General features: G+C 34.0%; 15 protein-coding genes and 2 pseudogenes. 8 read left to right on the top strand and 9 right to left on the bottom strand.

From position 1 onward, the window contains the following. Positions 1–103: 103 nt before the first annotated feature. The 4 genes from AAGD74_RS00955 to AAGD74_RS00940 all read left to right on the top strand — a co-directional run bounded on the left by AAGD74_RS00955 (position 104) and on the right by AAGD74_RS00940 (position 4,157). Complete coding sequence (locus AAGD74_RS00955; RefSeq protein ID WP_006280416.1) at positions 104–991, top strand: aspartate carbamoyltransferase catalytic subunit; 888 nt, start codon at positions 104–106, stop codon at positions 989–991. A 45-nt stretch (positions 992–1,036) separates the two neighbouring features. Beyond that, positions 1,037–1,168, top strand: a complete 132-nt coding sequence (locus AAGD74_RS00950; RefSeq protein WP_255317428.1) for a hypothetical protein — start codon at positions 1,037–1,039, stop codon at positions 1,166–1,168. 772 nt (positions 1,169–1,940) lie between these two features. After that, positions 1,941–2,687, top strand: a complete 747-nt coding sequence (lepB, locus tag AAGD74_RS00945; RefSeq protein WP_338482834.1) for a signal peptidase I — start codon at positions 1,941–1,943, stop codon at positions 2,685–2,687. 87 nt (positions 2,688–2,774) lie between these two features. Next, positions 2,775–4,157 carry an IS66-like element ISWen3 family transposase gene (locus AAGD74_RS00940; protein ID WP_341810574.1) on the top strand — a complete coding sequence of 461 codons (1,383 nt, stop codon included), beginning with the start codon at positions 2,775–2,777 and terminating at the stop codon, positions 4,155–4,157. Positions 4,158–4,229: 72 nt separating this feature from the next. On the opposite strand, the gene uvrB is transcribed toward AAGD74_RS00940, so the two are convergent. Then, positions 4,230–6,137 (bottom strand): excinuclease ABC subunit UvrB, encoded by a 1,908-nt coding sequence (gene uvrB, locus AAGD74_RS00935; protein ID WP_341810672.1) that lies wholly within the window; start codon positions 6,135–6,137, stop codon positions 4,230–4,232. A 140-nt stretch (positions 6,138–6,277) separates the two neighbouring features. Beyond that, positions 6,278–7,228 (bottom strand): IS481 family transposase, encoded by a 951-nt coding sequence (locus tag AAGD74_RS00930; protein WP_338482200.1) that lies wholly within the window; start codon positions 7,226–7,228, stop codon positions 6,278–6,280. Between the two features lie 44 nt (positions 7,229–7,272). Between AAGD74_RS00930 and AAGD74_RS00925 the strand changes: the two are divergent. Next, positions 7,273–7,469 (top strand): annotated as a pseudogene (locus AAGD74_RS00925) (IS4 family transposase); the annotation flags it as partial. A 189-nt stretch (positions 7,470–7,658) separates the two neighbouring features. Here the strand turns inward: AAGD74_RS00925 and AAGD74_RS00920 are convergent. The 6 genes from AAGD74_RS00920 to AAGD74_RS00895 all read right to left on the bottom strand — a co-directional run bounded on the left by AAGD74_RS00920 (position 7,659) and on the right by AAGD74_RS00895 (position 13,273). Next, positions 7,659–8,909 (bottom strand): citrate synthase, encoded by a 1,251-nt coding sequence (locus AAGD74_RS00920; RefSeq protein WP_077188600.1) that lies wholly within the window; start codon positions 8,907–8,909, stop codon positions 7,659–7,661. 80 nt (positions 8,910–8,989) lie between these two features. Next, positions 8,990–9,259: a 30S ribosomal protein S20 gene (gene rpsT, locus AAGD74_RS00915; protein ID WP_338482553.1), complete on the bottom strand. Its 270-nt coding sequence runs from the start codon at positions 9,257–9,259 to the stop codon at positions 8,990–8,992. Between the two features lie 51 nt (positions 9,260–9,310). Next, entirely contained in the window at positions 9,311–10,036 is a 726-nt protein-coding gene (locus AAGD74_RS00910) for a lysophospholipid acyltransferase family protein (protein ID WP_006279235.1), read from the bottom strand. A gap of 55 nt (positions 10,037–10,091) precedes the next feature. Then, on the bottom strand, positions 10,092–11,078 hold the full coding sequence (locus AAGD74_RS00905; protein WP_265023569.1) for a tyrosine recombinase: 987 nt from the start codon (positions 11,076–11,078) through the stop codon (positions 10,092–10,094). 365 nt (positions 11,079–11,443) lie between these two features. Beyond that, the gene (locus tag AAGD74_RS00900; RefSeq protein WP_077188602.1) at positions 11,444–12,079 is read right to left on the bottom strand and encodes a DnaA ATPase domain-containing protein; all 636 of its coding nucleotides are present in this window, start codon (positions 12,077–12,079) and stop codon (positions 11,444–11,446) included. Positions 12,080–12,208: 129 nt separating this feature from the next. Then, positions 12,209–13,273 (bottom strand): AI-2E family transporter, encoded by a 1,065-nt coding sequence (locus tag AAGD74_RS00895; RefSeq protein WP_341810671.1) that lies wholly within the window; start codon positions 13,271–13,273, stop codon positions 12,209–12,211. A 263-nt stretch (positions 13,274–13,536) separates the two neighbouring features. Here AAGD74_RS00895 and AAGD74_RS00890 point away from each other — a divergent pair, with 263 nt between their 5' ends. Continuing rightward, entirely contained in the window at positions 13,537–14,730 is a 1,194-nt protein-coding gene (locus tag AAGD74_RS00890; RefSeq protein WP_077188604.1) for a bifunctional 2-C-methyl-D-erythritol 4-phosphate cytidylyltransferase/2-C-methyl-D-erythritol 2,4-cyclodiphosphate synthase, read from the top strand. 827 nt (positions 14,731–15,557) lie between these two features. Here AAGD74_RS00890 and AAGD74_RS00885 read toward each other — a convergent pair. Next, positions 15,558–16,622, bottom strand: a complete 1,065-nt coding sequence (locus AAGD74_RS00885) for a 5-(carboxyamino)imidazole ribonucleotide synthase (protein WP_006279559.1) — start codon at positions 16,620–16,622, stop codon at positions 15,558–15,560. 99 nt (positions 16,623–16,721) lie between these two features. Here AAGD74_RS00885 and apaG point away from each other — a divergent pair, with 99 nt between their 5' ends. After that, positions 16,722–17,123 carry a Co2+/Mg2+ efflux protein ApaG gene (apaG, locus tag AAGD74_RS00880; RefSeq protein ID WP_179951370.1) on the top strand — a complete coding sequence of 134 codons (402 nt, stop codon included), beginning with the start codon at positions 16,722–16,724 and terminating at the stop codon, positions 17,121–17,123. A gap of 169 nt (positions 17,124–17,292) precedes the next feature. Next, positions 17,293–17,537, top strand: a pseudogene (locus AAGD74_RS00875) (PD-(D/E)XK nuclease family transposase); the annotation flags it as partial. Positions 17,538–17,668: the final 131 nt, after the last annotated feature.

Raw genomic sequence — 17,668 nt, 5'->3', positions numbered from 1 at the left:
CTATCTTTTTCCGTTCTTTCACCAAAACAATTGCTGCACAAGAAGTCTATTGAAAAAAGGTAATAAGAAAGTAGAATAGGTTCAAATAGTTGAAAAGGAAACTATGAACAAGAGAAGGAATTTGTTAAACATCTCAGACCTTACAGTCGATGATGTAGAAAATATAACTAAGTTGGCCAACCAGTACCTTAAAAAAGAAGTTGCAAATAGTCATATCTTGGAAAATAAGACAGTAATAAATTTATTCTTTGAAGATTCAACGCGTACACTTGCGTCTTTTGAAATAGCAGCAAAAAGCCTTGGAGCAAATGTTGTAACTTTGCCAATAAGATCTTCTTCTATTAACAAGGGAGAAGATCTAAAAGACATGATCAAAACATTAAATGCAATGAATCCTGATTACATAATAATCAGGCATAAAAGTAGTGGTATCATTAATACACTGGCAAAGTATGTTAACTGCTCGCTAATCAATGCAGGCGATGGAAGTAGTGAACATCCAACTCAAGCTCTTGCAGACTATCTTGTAATCAGCAATCACAAAAAGCAAATAAAGGACCTCAAAGTTGTGATATGTGGAGATATTCTGCACAGTAGAGTTGCAAGATCAAATATAAGATTGCTAAAAATGTTTGGAGCAGAGATAAACTTGGTCGCACCACCAACTTTGATTTGTAAGCATTTTCCTGAAGTAGATTCAGTCCATTATTCATTAATTGAAGGTATAAAGGATGCTGACGTAATTATGCTTTTGAGATTGCAGAAAGAGCGCATGAATAATAGTTCTTCAGAGAAAGAATATTTTTATTTGTATGGACTTGATTCACAAAAGCTATCATACGCAAAACCAGATGCGATTGTTATGCACCCAGGGCCAATAAACAGAGGGATTGAGATTAGCAGCGATGTAGCAGATTGTGTTATTTTACAGCAAGTAGAATTTGGATTGGCAATACGTAAGGCAGTGTTGCACTATTATAGGCCTTGCTAATATTAAAAGATGCTACACAACTAATGCAAAAAGGGGGGGCATGAAATGACAAGGCTTGTAAATGGTTTGAGAATGGCCATTAAGATGTTAAGGCCGAGGATATGGTGTGGAAGTTTTTACGAAAGCCTGAAGTCAATCAACAACCTTGCAGAACGGCAAATTAGACGGCTATCGTAAAAACAGCTTTTTCACCTGGTCGGAACATGGAGAAAGATTTGTGGAAAGAATGTTGTCGATATTTTTGACATCACGTCTCAATGGCCAAAATCCCTTCCAAAAGTTACGACTGCTTAGTTCTTTATTCATTCTCACAATCCGTGAACGGTTACAACCTGGATTCCAGTGGGCTTTGTTGCATCGCTAGCTATGATGGATTAAAGATAAAAAAGATAGCGAATATCAGTAGCTTATTATTCTGGTATTTATAACAAGAACGGTCAATGAATACCTAAATTTGAGTAAAAGAAATTTCACTACCATTTACCAATCCGGCTAAAATTCAAGAATTTCAATGCTTTAGCTATTTTCAATAGAATTAAATTTATTAATATAAATAACAAATTACTATTCTTAAATTTGATCAGATTGATTGCAAAAAAACAAGATTTTCAATAGGTTGCTTATAATCCTAACTATAGTTAGCCTTTCATAAGTAGCGATGCAACAAAGCCATTCCAGTGTCAGCTACTTTCATAACACCATATTACCTTAACAAAAGCAAATGTTCGTACAGATGTGCATCAGCTACTTTCATCTGCCACCTGCAAATTGCAATGTTCGTACAGTTATGTGTCACGCTACTTGGATGACGCCGTTGAAAGAAATGAACCGCCTTTTCAAAATTGTTTTGAATAGAGGAATAACATTCACAAGTAAAATTTCATATTACCATTTTTTAATTTATGTATTATAATAAGCTTAATCTATAAGAAAAACAAAGTTGGAAAAGTTGGAAGAACTAAGCAAAAACTGGGTGATAAGAGCGGGAAGATTTTTATCTTCATTGTTTTTTTTACTGTTGATTGTGCTATCAATACGTAGTTTTTTATTCGAGCCATTTCATATACCTTCTGGTTCAATGAAAAGCACCCTACTTGAAGGGGATTACATTTTTACTAGTAAATATTCATACGGTTACAGTAAACACTCCTTTCCATTTTCTCCAAACATTTTTAGCGGCAGGATTTTTTATACCCCTCCAAAGCGTGGCGACATAGTAGTTTTCAAACCCACAAGAAATGACAGCATCAGGTTTGTTAAGCGAGTAATAGGAACACCAGGTGACAAAGTGCAAATGATAGAGGGAGAATTATACCTAAATGATCAGAAAGTAGAGCGAAGGCAAATTGAAAGTTTTTTTGATTATGAGTCGAATCGTAACATACCAAGGTATATAGAAACGCTTTTAAGTGGCAAGGAGCATGAGATTTTGGTAGATAACATTTCTAATAAGCTATCATATAACACTCCGGTTTATTATGTACCTAACGATCAATTTTTTGTTATGGGAGACAATAGAAATAATTCTTTGGATAGCAGGTTTCCTGAAGTTGGTTTTGTACCAATGGAAAATATCATTGGGCGTGTAAGCATAGTTGGTTTATCATTTAAATTAGGAAAGGTCGATTGGTTACCATTTAATTTCAGGTTACCTGTTGCCTTGAGGTTAAATAGGGTATTGCACAAGGTTGTGTAAGCTTTTTCTGTATCCGTTCAGCGGAGTGGCAGAATAAGGTAGACAAGGTGATCTAAGAAGATAATCATAGAGCAAAAGTGAAGTAATATGGTAAACCTTTTAGAACTTTGCAAAAATTTACAGCAAAAAATAGAAAGGTTAGAAGCAAAAATAGAAAGATTGGAAAAAGAGAATGAAAGTTTAAAAGCAGAAAATAAGGCTTTAAAGATAGAAAATGCTGAGTTAAGAGAAAGACTCGGTTTAAGCTCAAAAAATTCATCAATACCAAGTTCCAAAGAGTTGTATAAAATAAAAAAGAATAAGCCGAAAAGCGAAAGGAATATTGGCGGTCAGGTTGGTCATAAAGGAAGTTTTCGCGCCAACATGGATGCAGATAAAGTAGTAAAGATAGAGTTGCCTAATACTTGCGAATTCGGAGGAGAAATTGCAATATGTGAAAAACCATATATTCATCAGAAAGTTGATCTTCCAGAAATCAAGCCTTATGTAGTGGAATATCAGTTAGAACATGGCCGTTGTCGGAGATGCGGAAAGAGAAGAAGTAGCAAGTTACCAGAAGGTGTTACGCCAGATACATTTGGTCCAAGGGTTAAGTCAATAATTGCAGCGTTCAGCGGATTCTACAAAAATTCAAAACGCGAAATAGCGAGTGTCGTAAATGATATCTTCAATTTGAACATAAGCGTCGGTAGCATATCAAATAGTGAACATAGAGTTGCTTCAAAATGCAAAAAAATGTATGAGCAGATCGAACAAGAGATAAGTAGGAGTAAAGTTCTACATATTGATGAAACGAGCCATTATAACAAAGGTAAACTCGCTTGGTGTTGGATGTTTGCAAGCAATACGGCAAGTTTTGTAAAATTTACAGAGTCAAGAGGAATGAAAGTTTTACAAAATAGTAAATTCTGCAATCGCAATAGCTTGGTAATAACTGACAGGTATGCAGCATACAATTATTTTGCCGATAAAAACAGGCAAATCTGTTGGGCACATTTATCAAGAGATTTTGAAAGATTAGCACATAGTTGGAATATTGAAGTTAAAGTTCTGGGTTGTTACTTGAGAAACGTGGCCACTGAATTATTTGCACTAAAAAAAGCTTTACTAAAAAGTGAGATAGATGTTTTGAGGTTTGTCAGACGTGCCAGAAAATTAAGAAAACGTACAAAGTATTACTTGAAGGAGATATCTCGTTTACCTGAAGCAATTGGAGCCTCTCGAGTTGCAAAAAATGTTCTGAGATCTGAAAGAATGATGTGGAAATTTTTAGATGACCCAGAAAATATTCCGCTGACAAATAACCACGCTGAACGGCAAATTCGGCATTATGTCGTTTATCGCAAAAACTCATATTTTACACAATCAAAGCGGGGAAATACATTCCTTGAGCGGATAATTTCATTATACTTAACTTGGAAACAAAGGGGTCTCAATCCTTTCCAAAATCTCCTATCTATTGTTTCTTAAACCACTCTCCTGAACGGATACAAATTATTTACATTTTTATACTATGCACATTACATCATGTGTTATTTAACCTTACAATAATTTTTTTATTCTTGCTGCTTCTTCAAATTCTAAATTTTCAGCATGCTCTATCATTTGCTTTCTCAAATCATCCTTATTAGTATTTACTTTCGGTTCTGCTATTGCCCTCTCCTGTAAGGTGTTTGATATAGGTTTTATTATAGTCTTTGGGACAATATTATGCAATATATTATGTTCTTCTTGTTTTTTTCTTCTTCTTTCGGTCTCTTTTAACGCACGATCCAGAGAACCAGTGATTTTATCTGCATACAAAATTACTCTACCTTCAGCATTACGCGCAGCACGACCGATCGTTTGAATTAATGAAGTTTCCGATCGCAAAAATCCTTCTTTATCAGCATCCAAAATTGCAACCAACCCACACTCTGGAATATCAAGACCTTCCCTCAGCAAGTTAACACCTACTAAAACATCGATTTCTTTAGATCTTAATTTACATATAATTTCTATTCTCTCCAGCGCACCAATATCAGAATGCAAATAACTCACTTTCATATTCAATTCACTCATATATTCAGCTAAATTTTCAGCCATTTTTTTCGTCAATGTAGTGATTAAAACACAAAATCCCTTCCCTATTGTCACTTGTGCCTCATGAATTACATCATCAATTTGACTCTCTATTGGTTTTACAATGCAGATTGGGTCCGTAAGCCCTGTTGGACGGATAACTTGCTCTATAAATACATTATTGGTCTTTGCCAACTCATACTTTCCTGGAGTGGCTGAAATGTAAACAGTCTGCGGCCTAACTCCCTCCCACTCTTCAAATTTTAATGGACGATTATCAAAAGCGGAAGGGAGCCTGAAGCCATAGTCAATCAATTTCTTTTTACGCGCCTCATTACCACTGTACATCGCACCAACCTGAGGAACGGTGACATGACTCTCATCAACAAATAAAATTACTTCTTTGGGTAAATATTCAAACAAAGTAGGCGGTGGATCCCCAGCTTCCATTCCATAGAGATAACGCGAATAATTTTCAATACCTTTACATATTCCTGTTGTTCTCATCATTTCGATATCAAAATTAGTGCGTTGCTCGAGGCGCTTTGCTTCAACAATCTTGTTTTGCGAGTAGTAATAATCCAAGCGTTCATGCAGCTCTTTTTTGACTAGTTCAATTGCCTGCAACAAAGCCTCACGCGGGGTTATGTAATAGCTATTTGGAAAAATGGTGATTTTATTTACGCCTTTGGTAACATTGCCCGTTATAGCATCAACTTCAGAAATTTCTTCTATTTCATCGCCAAATAACGATAAACGCCAAGCTTTATTTTCATAATGGGAAGGAAATATATCAACAATATCGCCGCGCACTCTGAAGTATCCTCTCTCAAACCTGGCATCAGAGCGCTTGTATTGAAGATCAGTTAAGTTGCTCAGGAAATCATTAATACGAATTTTATTTCCAACACTAAGCGGTATGATCATGCTGCGGTAGCTCTCAGGCGAACCAAGACCGTATATGCAGGAAACACTGGCAACTACGATCGTATCCCTGCGCTCCAAAAGGGAGCAGACGGTGGAATAACGCAGCATCTCAATTCTTTCGTTAATTGCAGAATCTTTTTCGATATAAGTATCAGTTTGTGGTAAATAGGCTTCAGGTTGATAATAATCATAATAAGAAATGAAGTATTCAACAGCATTATGGGGAAACAATCCTTTCATTTCCTCATAAAGCTGTGCTGCTAAAGTTTTATTGTGTGCCATAATTAATGCAGGCCTGTTTGTCCTTGCAATAACATTTGCCATAGTAAAAGTTTTCCCAGAACCAGTAACTCCAAGCAAAACCTGATCTCTTTTATTGCTATTTAGCCCTGCAATTAAGCTATCGATTGCCTGTGGTTGATCCCCAGCCGGTTGAAAATGTGTAGCGATTTGAAATTCCATAGACTTTACTTACTATCTTTGATTCATTGTATAGTAAACACTATATTGCTTTTAAGATAAGTTGTATAGCTATCGTAAAGCCATAAAACATTAACCAACAATGTCATGCAAGTAGCTGACACTGGAATCTTGTTTCAATGTTAGATGTATGGTCCCAGAGTGTGATGGTGTGGATTTAGTATAAATAATTCTGGAGACTGTGTCCACTGATAACATATAAATTCATAAGGAGTAAGACCCTTAAGAGTTTTGAGTCTCTTTGCATAATTATAAGCCATAACAAAGTTATAAAGGTGTTCTTTAAGTTGCTGGTGCGATTGATAGTAATACTTCTTAACTGTAGCATCCTTTAAAGTTTTATTCATACGCTCGACTTGCCCATTCGTCCAAGGATGGCTAACTTTTGTCAAACGATGTTCAATAACATTCTCTTCGCAAACTCTATCAAATATATGTTGGAAAGCATACTTATGACGCTTCTGGTTTGTAAATTGTATACCGTTATCTGTCAAAATAGTATGGATTTTATACGGTAAAATTCTAATCAAATTACGTAAGAACTCAGCAGCTATGGGTTTTGTAGCACTGTTACACAACTCAACATAGGTAAATTTGGATGTCCTATCAATAGCAACAAACAAATGTAATTTGCCCTCCTCAGTTCTAACTTCAGCAATATCAATATGAAAGTAACCGATAGGATATTGTTTGAATTTCTTTTTTGACTTAACTTCTCCATCAACAGTTGGTAATCTGCTAATGTTGTGTCTTTGTAAACAACGATGCAAGCTAGAGCGAGTCAAATGCGGAATTGTAGACTGCAGAGCGTAAAGGCAATCATCTAGTGGCAGTAGTGTATACTTGCGAAATGTAACTATTATAGCTTCCTCTTCTAGCGTTAAAACAGTTGATCTTGGATGCTTTGGACCCATATCAGCATCTTTCGTAAATGAACGTTTTCTCCACTTAATAATAGTTTTTGGATTAAGGTTATAATGCTTGGAGAGTTTTGCTATGCTCTCTTTTCTATTTTGTATTGCTCTACGAATCGTCTGTGTTGTTTTGGCGCACCCATGTAATATCTGTCCCATAATGACTCCTTAAATGATGATGATAGTATACCATCACTCTCTGGGACCATACATCTGAGTATCGTTTAAATTTTTCAGTTTTATTTAGTGTAATGAGACAGAAACTCTATCAGGTACTTATTGCACCAAAAAACTTTCAAGCCCTTTTTAAGTATACGCGCTAAAGTTAAAATCCGACCGGGACAGCCGCAATAAAGTAGATAAGCCTAAACGCCATCATGTCTTTAGGAGAGTTTGCTAATGAAAGTTCTTAAGTTGACGCCATTGGCTGAACGGATACGGAATGACACCATCCTTTTTTTTGGATTCCAGACTGGAATGACACCTCTGGACACTTCCGTCGTAAAGGAACCAGTGTCAGCTACTCGGATGACACCTTTTTTCTACTTAGTTTGGGTTATGCAAGAAGTCTAATGAAGTGAAAATAAATTTATTTACCAAAATAGAGTTGCCTTGGTCTACAGATCTTAGTTTCTTTATCATTTATCATTTCATACCACTGAGTAACCCAACCAGTGGTTCTTGCAAGTGCAAAAATAGGCGTGAACATATTTGAGGGAATATCGATAGCATTCATTATTATACCTGAGTAAAAATCAACATTTGGATATAACTTACGCACAATAAAATATTCATCCTTTAAAGCTATTTCTTCAAGTTTTTTTGCAATTTTAAGCAGTTCATTATTTTGTTCTAGTTTACTTAGAACCTCATGGCAAGCGCCTTTCAATATACGCGCGCGCGGATCATAATTTTTATAAACACGATGTCCAAATCCCATCAATTTAAATGGATCTTTATCATCTTTAGCTTTTTCGATGAATTTATCTATATCTCCACTTTGCTCTATCTCTTTTAGCATATTTATAACTGCCTCATTAGCTCCACCATGTGCTGGTCCCCAAAGTGTAGCAACTCCTGCAGAGAGGCTTGCAAACAGATTAGAACCAGCCGATCCCACCAATCTGACAGCCGCCGTAGAAGCATTCTGTTCATGATCAGCATGGAGAGTAAATATTTTATCCAGAGCTTTTGCAAAAAGGGTGCTTTTATCATTATCAACAGCATCGCCAAATATCATCTTTAAGAAATTTTCACTGTAACTTAATTCATTGTTAGCATTTATGAATTCCTGATTGTTGATATGCCTATAAATCATTGCAATAATTGTGGAAACTTGCGCTATTGCAGAAATTCCAAAATCTAGATCTTCACCATTGATATTGTTGCCATGCTTTTCATGGTAAGATGCTGACAAACTTGCAAAACATGCAACTAAGATTGACATAGGGTGAGCAGTTTTTGGAAATGCTTTAATTACATTTGTAACTTGCTCTGATACTTTGGATGATTCTTGTATTTTGAGAAGAAATTTTTTGTGTTGCTCTGAACTGGGTAATTCACCATAGAGCAATAAATAAATCACAGCAGTAAAATTATTATTCTCTGCCAAATCAGCTATATTATGTCCCCTATATTTAAGAACTCCTTCATCTCCATCAATGAATGTAATTGTAGAAGAGCATGAAGCTGTAGAAACAAACCCTGGATCGTAAGTGAATAATCCTGTCATCTTATATAAATCCTTGATATTTAACACATCAGGACCTGTTGTTCCGCTTAATACAGGTAGCTCGATTTTTAATCCATTACTTAGTTCTAATAGCACTTTTTTATCCATTACTTAAGCTACTTAAATTTTATACAGAATATACAAACTGAGGAGTATATATTAATACAGTTAACTTTACATTAACCGTATTAAGCGGTTATCAATGCTTTTACTTTTGCATTTAAGCGACTTATTTTACGCGCAGCAGTATTCCTATGAATAACACCTTTATTCACACACTTGTGTAAATTAGATTCAGCATTCCGAAATGCCAGAACAACATTTTCTTTGTCGCCAGACTTGATTATATCAACCAATTTTCTAATAGCGGTGCGAGTTTTACTTTTCCGCATCTTATTTATTAAAGTGCGTTTTGCTATTACCTTTATCATTTTTTTAGCACTCTTATGATTTGCCATATATTAATACCTAAAATACTGTACTTTCCTTTTAATTATAAAGTTTTTTTGTTAATTTGCAATATCAGTTTTTTCTATGGTTAATCTACTGCTTCTCTCTTCAATAATTTTTTCTAAACTTTGCAAGAATTCATTTTTGTTTAACCCAGAATATATTGGGGGCAATATTTCTATTACTGCCTTTCCGGGATTTTTTCTCAGAGAAAGTATGCTTTTTGGCCAAAACAAACCAGTGTTTAAAGCAACCGGTAACACAGGAACAGATAATACGCTATATAAAGCAGCAATACCTGGTTGATATTTTATATTTTGGTTTATAGTTGTTCTTGTACCTTCAGGAAATATTATTATGCTTCTATTTTCTTTTATACGCATTTTTGCTAGTTTGATTATATGGCGTATAGAACTGATACCATCTGAACGGTTAATAAAAATCATTTTCAGCGCTATAAGATGCAAACCAATGAATGGAATCCATTTCAATTCACGTTTTAAAATAAAAACCGCTTTTCTAAATAGTAGTATAAAAATAAATGTTTCAAATGGAGATTGGTGTTTAGATGCAATGATAAAAGGTTGCTTAGGGATGTTTTCCATTCCCCTCACTTCATATTTAATGCCACATAATAAACGCAGCATGAATAATACAACTCTCACCGAACAGACGAGGAAAATGGTTATTACACACTCAGAAAAGAAAATTACAGGGAGAGTAATGAAAGTATAGAATACCTCCCATAATATAAGAAAGAAATTAAACAATAAACTTGAAATCACAAACTCACATAAATTTATTTAAATTTAACTTTATTACAAATTAAAAACAATAAATTTAATTATTGATCATCTGAGTAATAGGATGCGAATCAGCTAATTTGTCCTTTAACTTTTCGTTAGCAATATGAGTATATATTTGTGTTGTAGAAAGGTTAGTATGGCCAAGAACTTTCTGTATCAACACAATATTTGCTCCGCTATCCAGTAGATGGGTAGCAAAAGAATGCCTAATCACGTGTGGAGAGATCTTATTTTCATCAATATTGCATTTTCTTGCTAACTCCTTCATTAATTGACCGACCCTCTGCCTTGTAATTGGTTTATTAGGTTTATCACCTGGGAATAGCCAATCAGACTCCTTTCTGTTAGAGAGCAGATTGTCACGAACTGATAAATAATTTCTAAGGCTCTGCAATGCTTGTTCATTAAAAAGAATTTGCCTCTCTCTACCACTTTTTCCTTTTATTATTATATAGCATTCTTTGTTATTACTGTTTATTAAATGCGACACTTCACATAATTTCATACTAATTAGTTCAGAAACACGCATTCCAGAAGAGTAAAGGATATCTAAAATCGCACATAGCCTTTTACTGCTTATCTCTTTATTCGATTCGCTTGCTGATTTTCTCACTGCGTCCATTAGCAAAAATATTTCTTCGACACTTAAATACTTAGGCAAAGGACGAGAAACTTTTGGATTCTTTAATTCAGCATCATTAGCCGGCGCTGGATTAAAATCTATTATTCCGTCATTAAATAGACACTTATAGAAATTTTTCATAGCGGATATTTTTCTTGATATAGAGCTACTTTTATATTTTTTTTGTGTACATAAAGATTTCACATAATCTTTAATATTGGTTTTGTTTACACCAACCAAGGTAGTGCCGCTTTCCAATAAAAATTCTTCAAACTGGTGTAAATCCGAACGATAACTTTCCAGAGTATTTTGTGTAGCGGACCTCTCTGAAGCTAAAGCATCTATGTAATATGTTATGTAAAGATTTTCTTTTTTATTTTGCGACTGTTTATTTTTCATTATCAGCTCCTATATTTATTTCTTTGGCTATAATTTGATTAGAAGTGTTCCCTGTGTTTCTTATGAGGAAATATGAGACAAATAAAGCATTTATCAATAGAGTGAACATCACAAACTTTTGCTTTAACCTTTTTCTTAAATTTAATCTTACTCTTATCATAGTTAAATTATAACGTTAAATCTATAAAAAACACCTTATAAAGTGAGCTCTACTATAAATATAGAATACTTCTTAGCTGTATCTATCTATATTTATTATAACATAACATTGATTATAATTCTAACATGGACAGATAGAGATTTCAATTACGTTAGTGTTATGGGTGTTAATAAATTTTTAATATACACCTTTACAAAAGAAGAAATCAAATGGCATCTTTTTTTAATAAAGTGCTAATAAAAGGAACGGTCACATTCGACCCTATAGATTCATTATCTATCTTCTCTATAATTTTATCAATGCTATAGAAAGAACGTTCTATTCTTGCTAAAATATAATTAATCACTTTTAAATCAATTTTTAACTGTTTATCTGAAAATCGTTTTATTAGCATAATTCTTAATAATTCCTCGCTTGCAGGCAAAATTTTTACGCTGATAGTTGATAATATTCGAGAACTTAAATCTCTTAATTTGAAGTTAAGCTTTTTTGGTGAAATTGAAGAAGTGATTAGCAGCCTCTTGTCACTTTCTTTCATGTAATTGTAACAATGTAATAACATTGCTTCATCTTTAATGTTTTGTACGTCTTCTAAAATAAAAGCATCGCTATACCTAATCTCGCTTACGAAGTTATTCACATTGATAAAAATTGCATCGTTTATTGATTGCCAAATATGAGCAAGATGAGTTTTACCGGAGCTTTTAGGTCCAAAAAGAATCAGACATTTCCAAGATAAATCATTAACTACCGAATTATACACGTGCTTATTTTCATCTAAGACGATGTAATTCTGCCGACTATAATCAGCTTGATTGTTGTTAAATAAATTTAATTGCACGTTGAACCTCTTACGTAACCTCTTTCTGGTAGTAATTTTTGCGCAGAAATTTACTTACGCTCCTCAAATGTGTCAGGTATTCTGGGCTCATTTCTCCTCTTACCATAAATTGATTATGCAAAAGGTCTGTTAGCCGTTTTTATAAAGCTCACTTTTAAAATATTTATTGATTGCATATTCTACTGATACATTGAACATTGCTATTATTGGAATAAAAAGTAATATACCTATAAATCCAAAATATGAAGCGCATATAGTAATTCCCAGAATAATTACAGTTGGATGTATATGAACTTTTTTTCCTATTAATAAAGGAACTAATATGTTTGAATCTATTAATTGCCCAACACCAAATAATAGCAAAACAGCAGCACTTTCAAACCATCCACTAAATTTAGTGATAGCGCTCAAAAACCCAATAATGGTATATAATAATGGCCCTACGTAAGGTATGAACGTTAACATTCCTGATAAAATTCCAATAACAATAGAGTGTTTCAATCCGATTATGCTCAGGCTTACAGAGTAAAAGATCATCATGACAATACATACATTTACCTGCCCCTTTAGATAATTAGATATAATGAAATCCACTTTGAAAAAATAATCTGCAATTTTTCCCCTGTAAGGAATAGGGATTAATTTATTAGCTTTTTCCATAATTAAAGGCCAATCACGTAATATATAGAAAAACACTACAGGAGTAATCACCATTAATGATACCGTGTTAAAGCTTGAACTTAACACTTGGATTATAAAGTTACTAGCAATATCAAGAGCATTCATGAAATAAGATACATAGTTGCTGTAATTTTCTGCTAGATTTTTAGATAAGTGATCAAATAAGCTATCCTCGATTTTTATATTAAGAAATTCTAATACAGAGGGGATTACTTTAAGCTCTAATGAAGGCACTTTACTCACTAAGAAATTTAATATTGAAGTAATTTGAACATATATAATAGGTAAAACAAATGTTATGACTAGTATAAAAGCTATTAATAAAACAAGTATTATAAAAATTACAGAACATGAACGTGGTATTCTATACTTTTCAAACTTAATTACTAGCGGATTAAACAAATATGCAATAATAATAGATATTAAACATGGAAAAATCATAGTACGCATCAGGAATAACATCCCTATTATAAAAAGCAGTATGAAACAAATAGTTATATGACGTTTTTGCATGTGTTTAGCATAGCTAATTTACTGAAAAATATGCAATTTATTTTTCCTATGTTGAAAGTATTTTACGATTTGTAATACTATCGTTTTTTACTAAAATTTAGTTGTTTAATCCGCAGGCAAAGATAGATTTTGAGCTCTCTAAATATCTCTTTTGCTATTATAATTATGCTAGTTAATAGGGGAAGTAACTTTTATATGATGTCAGAAATTTTATTTTTCGGAAAGAATCTTGGATAGAGAGGAAAGCTTCTACAAAAAGAAATATGTGCGCTAAGAAATACAAAATAGCAGCATTAATAGTTGCAGCGGGAGTAGGCAGTAGATGCAATTCTACGATTCCTAAGCAATATATAAAACTGGCAGGTAAATCTGTTTTATTTCATACAATTAAAAGATTTCTGGCTAACCAATATATAGATTACATAAGAATAGCAATTAATAGAGACCATGAAAGTTTCTATGAGAAAGCTATATCACTAATTACAGACACTAAATTACTAAGCCCTGTATACGGAGGAGAAAACAGGCAAAGTTCAGTTAAACTAGGGCTTGAAAGCTTACAAAAAGTTAACCCAGATTTTGTAGTTATACACGATGCTTGTAGGCCTTTTGTGTCAGATGTTCTGATAGATAACTTGGTTGAATCTATGATTAATGATCAATATACAGGAGTAGTTCCAGCAATAGAAGTTGAAGACACTATGTCATTGGTGAGTAATAGTTTTATTGAATCTACGATTTCAAGAGGAAAGCTCAGAGCCATACAAACCCCTCAAATTTTTAATTTCAAAGAATTATTATCATGCCATCAATCAGTCAAAGAATTTACTGACGATTCATCACTAATGGTAGAGCACAAAAAACATGTTGCGATTATTAAAGGTGAGAAAAGCAATTTTAAGTTAACCACAAAAGAGGATATCAATATGGCAAAGCTTCTTTTTGAAGAGCCAAAATTTCGTGTCGGAGCCGGTTATGATATACATAAGTTCATTAAAGTTCAAAATGGTGCTGAAAGCTTTATAAAAATTTGCGGTGTGAAAATTGAACACAACATGGCAATAGAAGCGCACTCTGATGGTGATGTTGCAATACATGCAATCGTTGATGCAATACTCGGAGCACTGGGATGTGGCGACATAGGAGAGCACTTTCCTCCTAGTTCCTCTGAATGGAAAGATTGCAATTCATCTCACTTTCTTGACTTTGCTGCTAAAAAAGCAAAAGAAAAAGGGTACAGCGTGTCTAATTTAGATATTACTATAGTTTGTGAAGAGCCTAAAATATCGCCTTACAAAGTAGAAATGAAGAAATTCATATCAAAAGCATTAGAAATTGATGATGAATTTGTAAATATCAAAGCAACCACTGCAGAGAAATTAGGTTATATTGGAAGAAATGAAGGAATAGCAGTGCATGCTTCTGTGTTATTGCATACAAACTTTTATTGGGAATAGAAACGAAAAAACTTACTTGACACCCTTCGCCAGTCCCCTTATCATGAAACTGAAGCTATTTATTTATCTTCGCAATCTGTGCAGGTTAATGACAAAAAACTTAGGGTATTTGGCGTCTCATGTTTAATTTTTCGCACTACGTGCATCGCATGTCTTTAAAAATTTTTAGGTTTTTACCTATATAAGCCGAAACGCGCTTACAAAGCGTTTAAGACAGCAAAAAACGTCAAATTGACAAGGGAGAATTGGAATGCTAGCTACTACGGGGTTTCTTTGCCTTTTTTCCTGCTTAGTAAATTTCTTAAACACTTGCGGTGTAGGTTAGTTGCAAGTTAAAAGCAGCTAAATCGCTCTTAATCAAGCGTTTTAGAATAAAAAAAACGCCGATATTTTAGTACATAGTAAATAGCCAACCACCACGGGGCTTCTTTTGCCTTTTTTTTATTTGGTAAATTTCTTAATATTTATGGCTAAACGACAATCGTCATCCCGCTACTTGTTAGCGGGATCTAGAGATACCGCGGCGGCATGACGTAGGACTGCTGTCATTCAAGTAGCTGACGCTGGAACCCAGCCTTGCTGTAATCTCATCAAGAACGTTGTGTTTTAACATAAGATCAGCCACTTTTATGCTTACCAACTTAATAAAATTCCTGGATCCAAGTAGTCAGGCTACTCGGATGACACCTTCACAAAGTGAAATGAGATCCCGCTAACAAGCAGCGGGATGACGGGAAAAGAGGTGCTAGAATGACACCGTTTACTATGTAACATCTCATCATATCACAATGTTCGTACAGTTGTGGCGGTATGACGTAGAAAAACTGTTAACTTAAATCTATATTGACATGTCCCATTTTACGCTTATCCCTAACCTCTTTTTTCCCATATATGGTTAAACTAGCTTTTTCGTTGCTCAAATACTTATGAGAATCATATATATCATTACCTATTATATTTTTCGTCATACAAGGAAAGCGTAATACTACTTCCTGCATAGGTAACCCGCATATTATCCTAACTAGCTGTTCAAATTGACTAACGTTACATGCATCCAAGCTCCAGTGGCAAGAATTGTGAGGTCTGGGAGCTAGTTCATTAACTAACAATTCGTTATCTTTAGTAACAAAAAATTCAATAGCCAGAATTCCTATTACATCAAGCGCATTTGCTATTTTCTTTGCAGCTCGTTGTACCTCTTGAGTTAATTTGCTATCTATTTTAGCTGGCACTGTTGAAGTATCAAGTATTCCATCAACGTGGTAATTTTCTGCTATAGGAAAAAAAGCTACTTTACAGTTTTTATCTCTTGCAACGACTATTGAAACCTCTTTCAGTAAATCAACACTTGCTTCAAGAATGTACTCTGTATTCCAATCAAAGGAAGCAAATTGCTTCACTTCAGAATCATTCTCAAGCACATATTGTCCTTTTCCATCGTAACCCATTTCTGTTGTTTTCAGCCTTATTGGATAGCCAAAAGCTCTACTGCTTTTCAGTAGCTCATTATAATTTTGTATACTCTTATAGTTAGCAGTTTTTATACCCAAGTTTTTAATAAAATCCTTTTCTCTCAGTCTGTTCTGCGAAATGTGTAACGCTTTTTTACCCGGATAAAAATTTACATCGATATCAATTGCACTACATGGAATATTTTCAGACTCAATAGTAACTAAATCCACACTCTGTGCAAAAGATTCAAGAGCTTTCTTATCAGAGAAATCTGCTATTGTGAAATCATCAGCAACAGAGCAAGCCGGATCGTCTTTAGCACTGGCAAAAACATGTGTTTTTTGTCCAAGTTTTGTTGCAGCGATAGCAGTCATTTTACCTAATTGTCCACCACCTATTATTCCTATTACTTTTTTGCTAAGCGCATCTGGTTCGTTCATACTATAAATTGATATTTCCTAATTAAAGTATACTTGAAAAATCTATGAAAAAAGCATATAATTAGAATATTATCTTTTTATCATGAATATTCTATAATGATTCTAGAATACACATTGACTACCAACTTTGTTGAAGTTACAGTTTTACCAATTTACATTGAAGAGCAATCCATTCCTTATGAAAATTGCTATGTATGGATGTATAACGTTAAGATAAAAAACAAAAGCCAATCAACTATTCAATTGTTAAGTCGTCATTGGCAAATAATAGATTATAAGGGCAAAGTAAATGAAATTGCCGGAGTTGGTGTTATCGGAGAACAGCCTGTGATAAAATCTGGAGAGGTATTTAAATACACAAGTGGAACATACTTAAATGTACCGTCAGGAATAATGCAGGGTAAGTATGAATTTCTGAATGAAGAAAGCATAAAAGTTTTTGAAGTTATGATACCACCCTTTTCTTTGGATAGTCCATACATCAAAACTAGACCCCATTAACTGTCAAAATAGTTTATTTGTAACCAGACTGCATTCTGTGATTTTTAGCAAAGCACGATCTTTCATTTGAGCTTTCTTCAATTTAAAATAAATACAGAAACTAGCTATCTTCAAAAATATGGTTGAATAATTGTGTGTATAATTATTAATATTTTCAAGCATTTTTGCCATGGCTCTTTCAAAATTTCTCGATCCTCGCAATGATTTGTGTTTCAAAAAAATCTTTGGAACGGAAAAAATAAGAATATCCTGATCCACTTTTTGAACGATATTTTAGGGTTTACTGAGATAAATGCAATACAAGAAGTTGAGTTTCTTAGCACTATTATGGATCCCGAAGTTGCCTCTGATAAACAAAGTATTGTTGATGTTCTCTGCAAGGATTCTCACGGAAATAGATATATAGCAGAAATGGTGCGACCTGAAAGTCTTCGGTCATATTGTTTAAAAGGAGAGGAATTCATTCAGAAAGAAACTGAAAGGATTCTAAAACTTATTAAACCAGATGTTTTGCCGTCTGAGTCTACGCATCAGTGCGAATCGGG

The organism is Wolbachia endosymbiont (group A) of Campoletis raptor (assembly GCF_964026755.1).
Taxonomy (GTDB): domain Bacteria; phylum Pseudomonadota; class Alphaproteobacteria; order Rickettsiales; family Anaplasmataceae; genus Wolbachia; species Wolbachia pipientis.
This window is presented reverse-complemented; position numbering and strand designations above follow the sequence as displayed.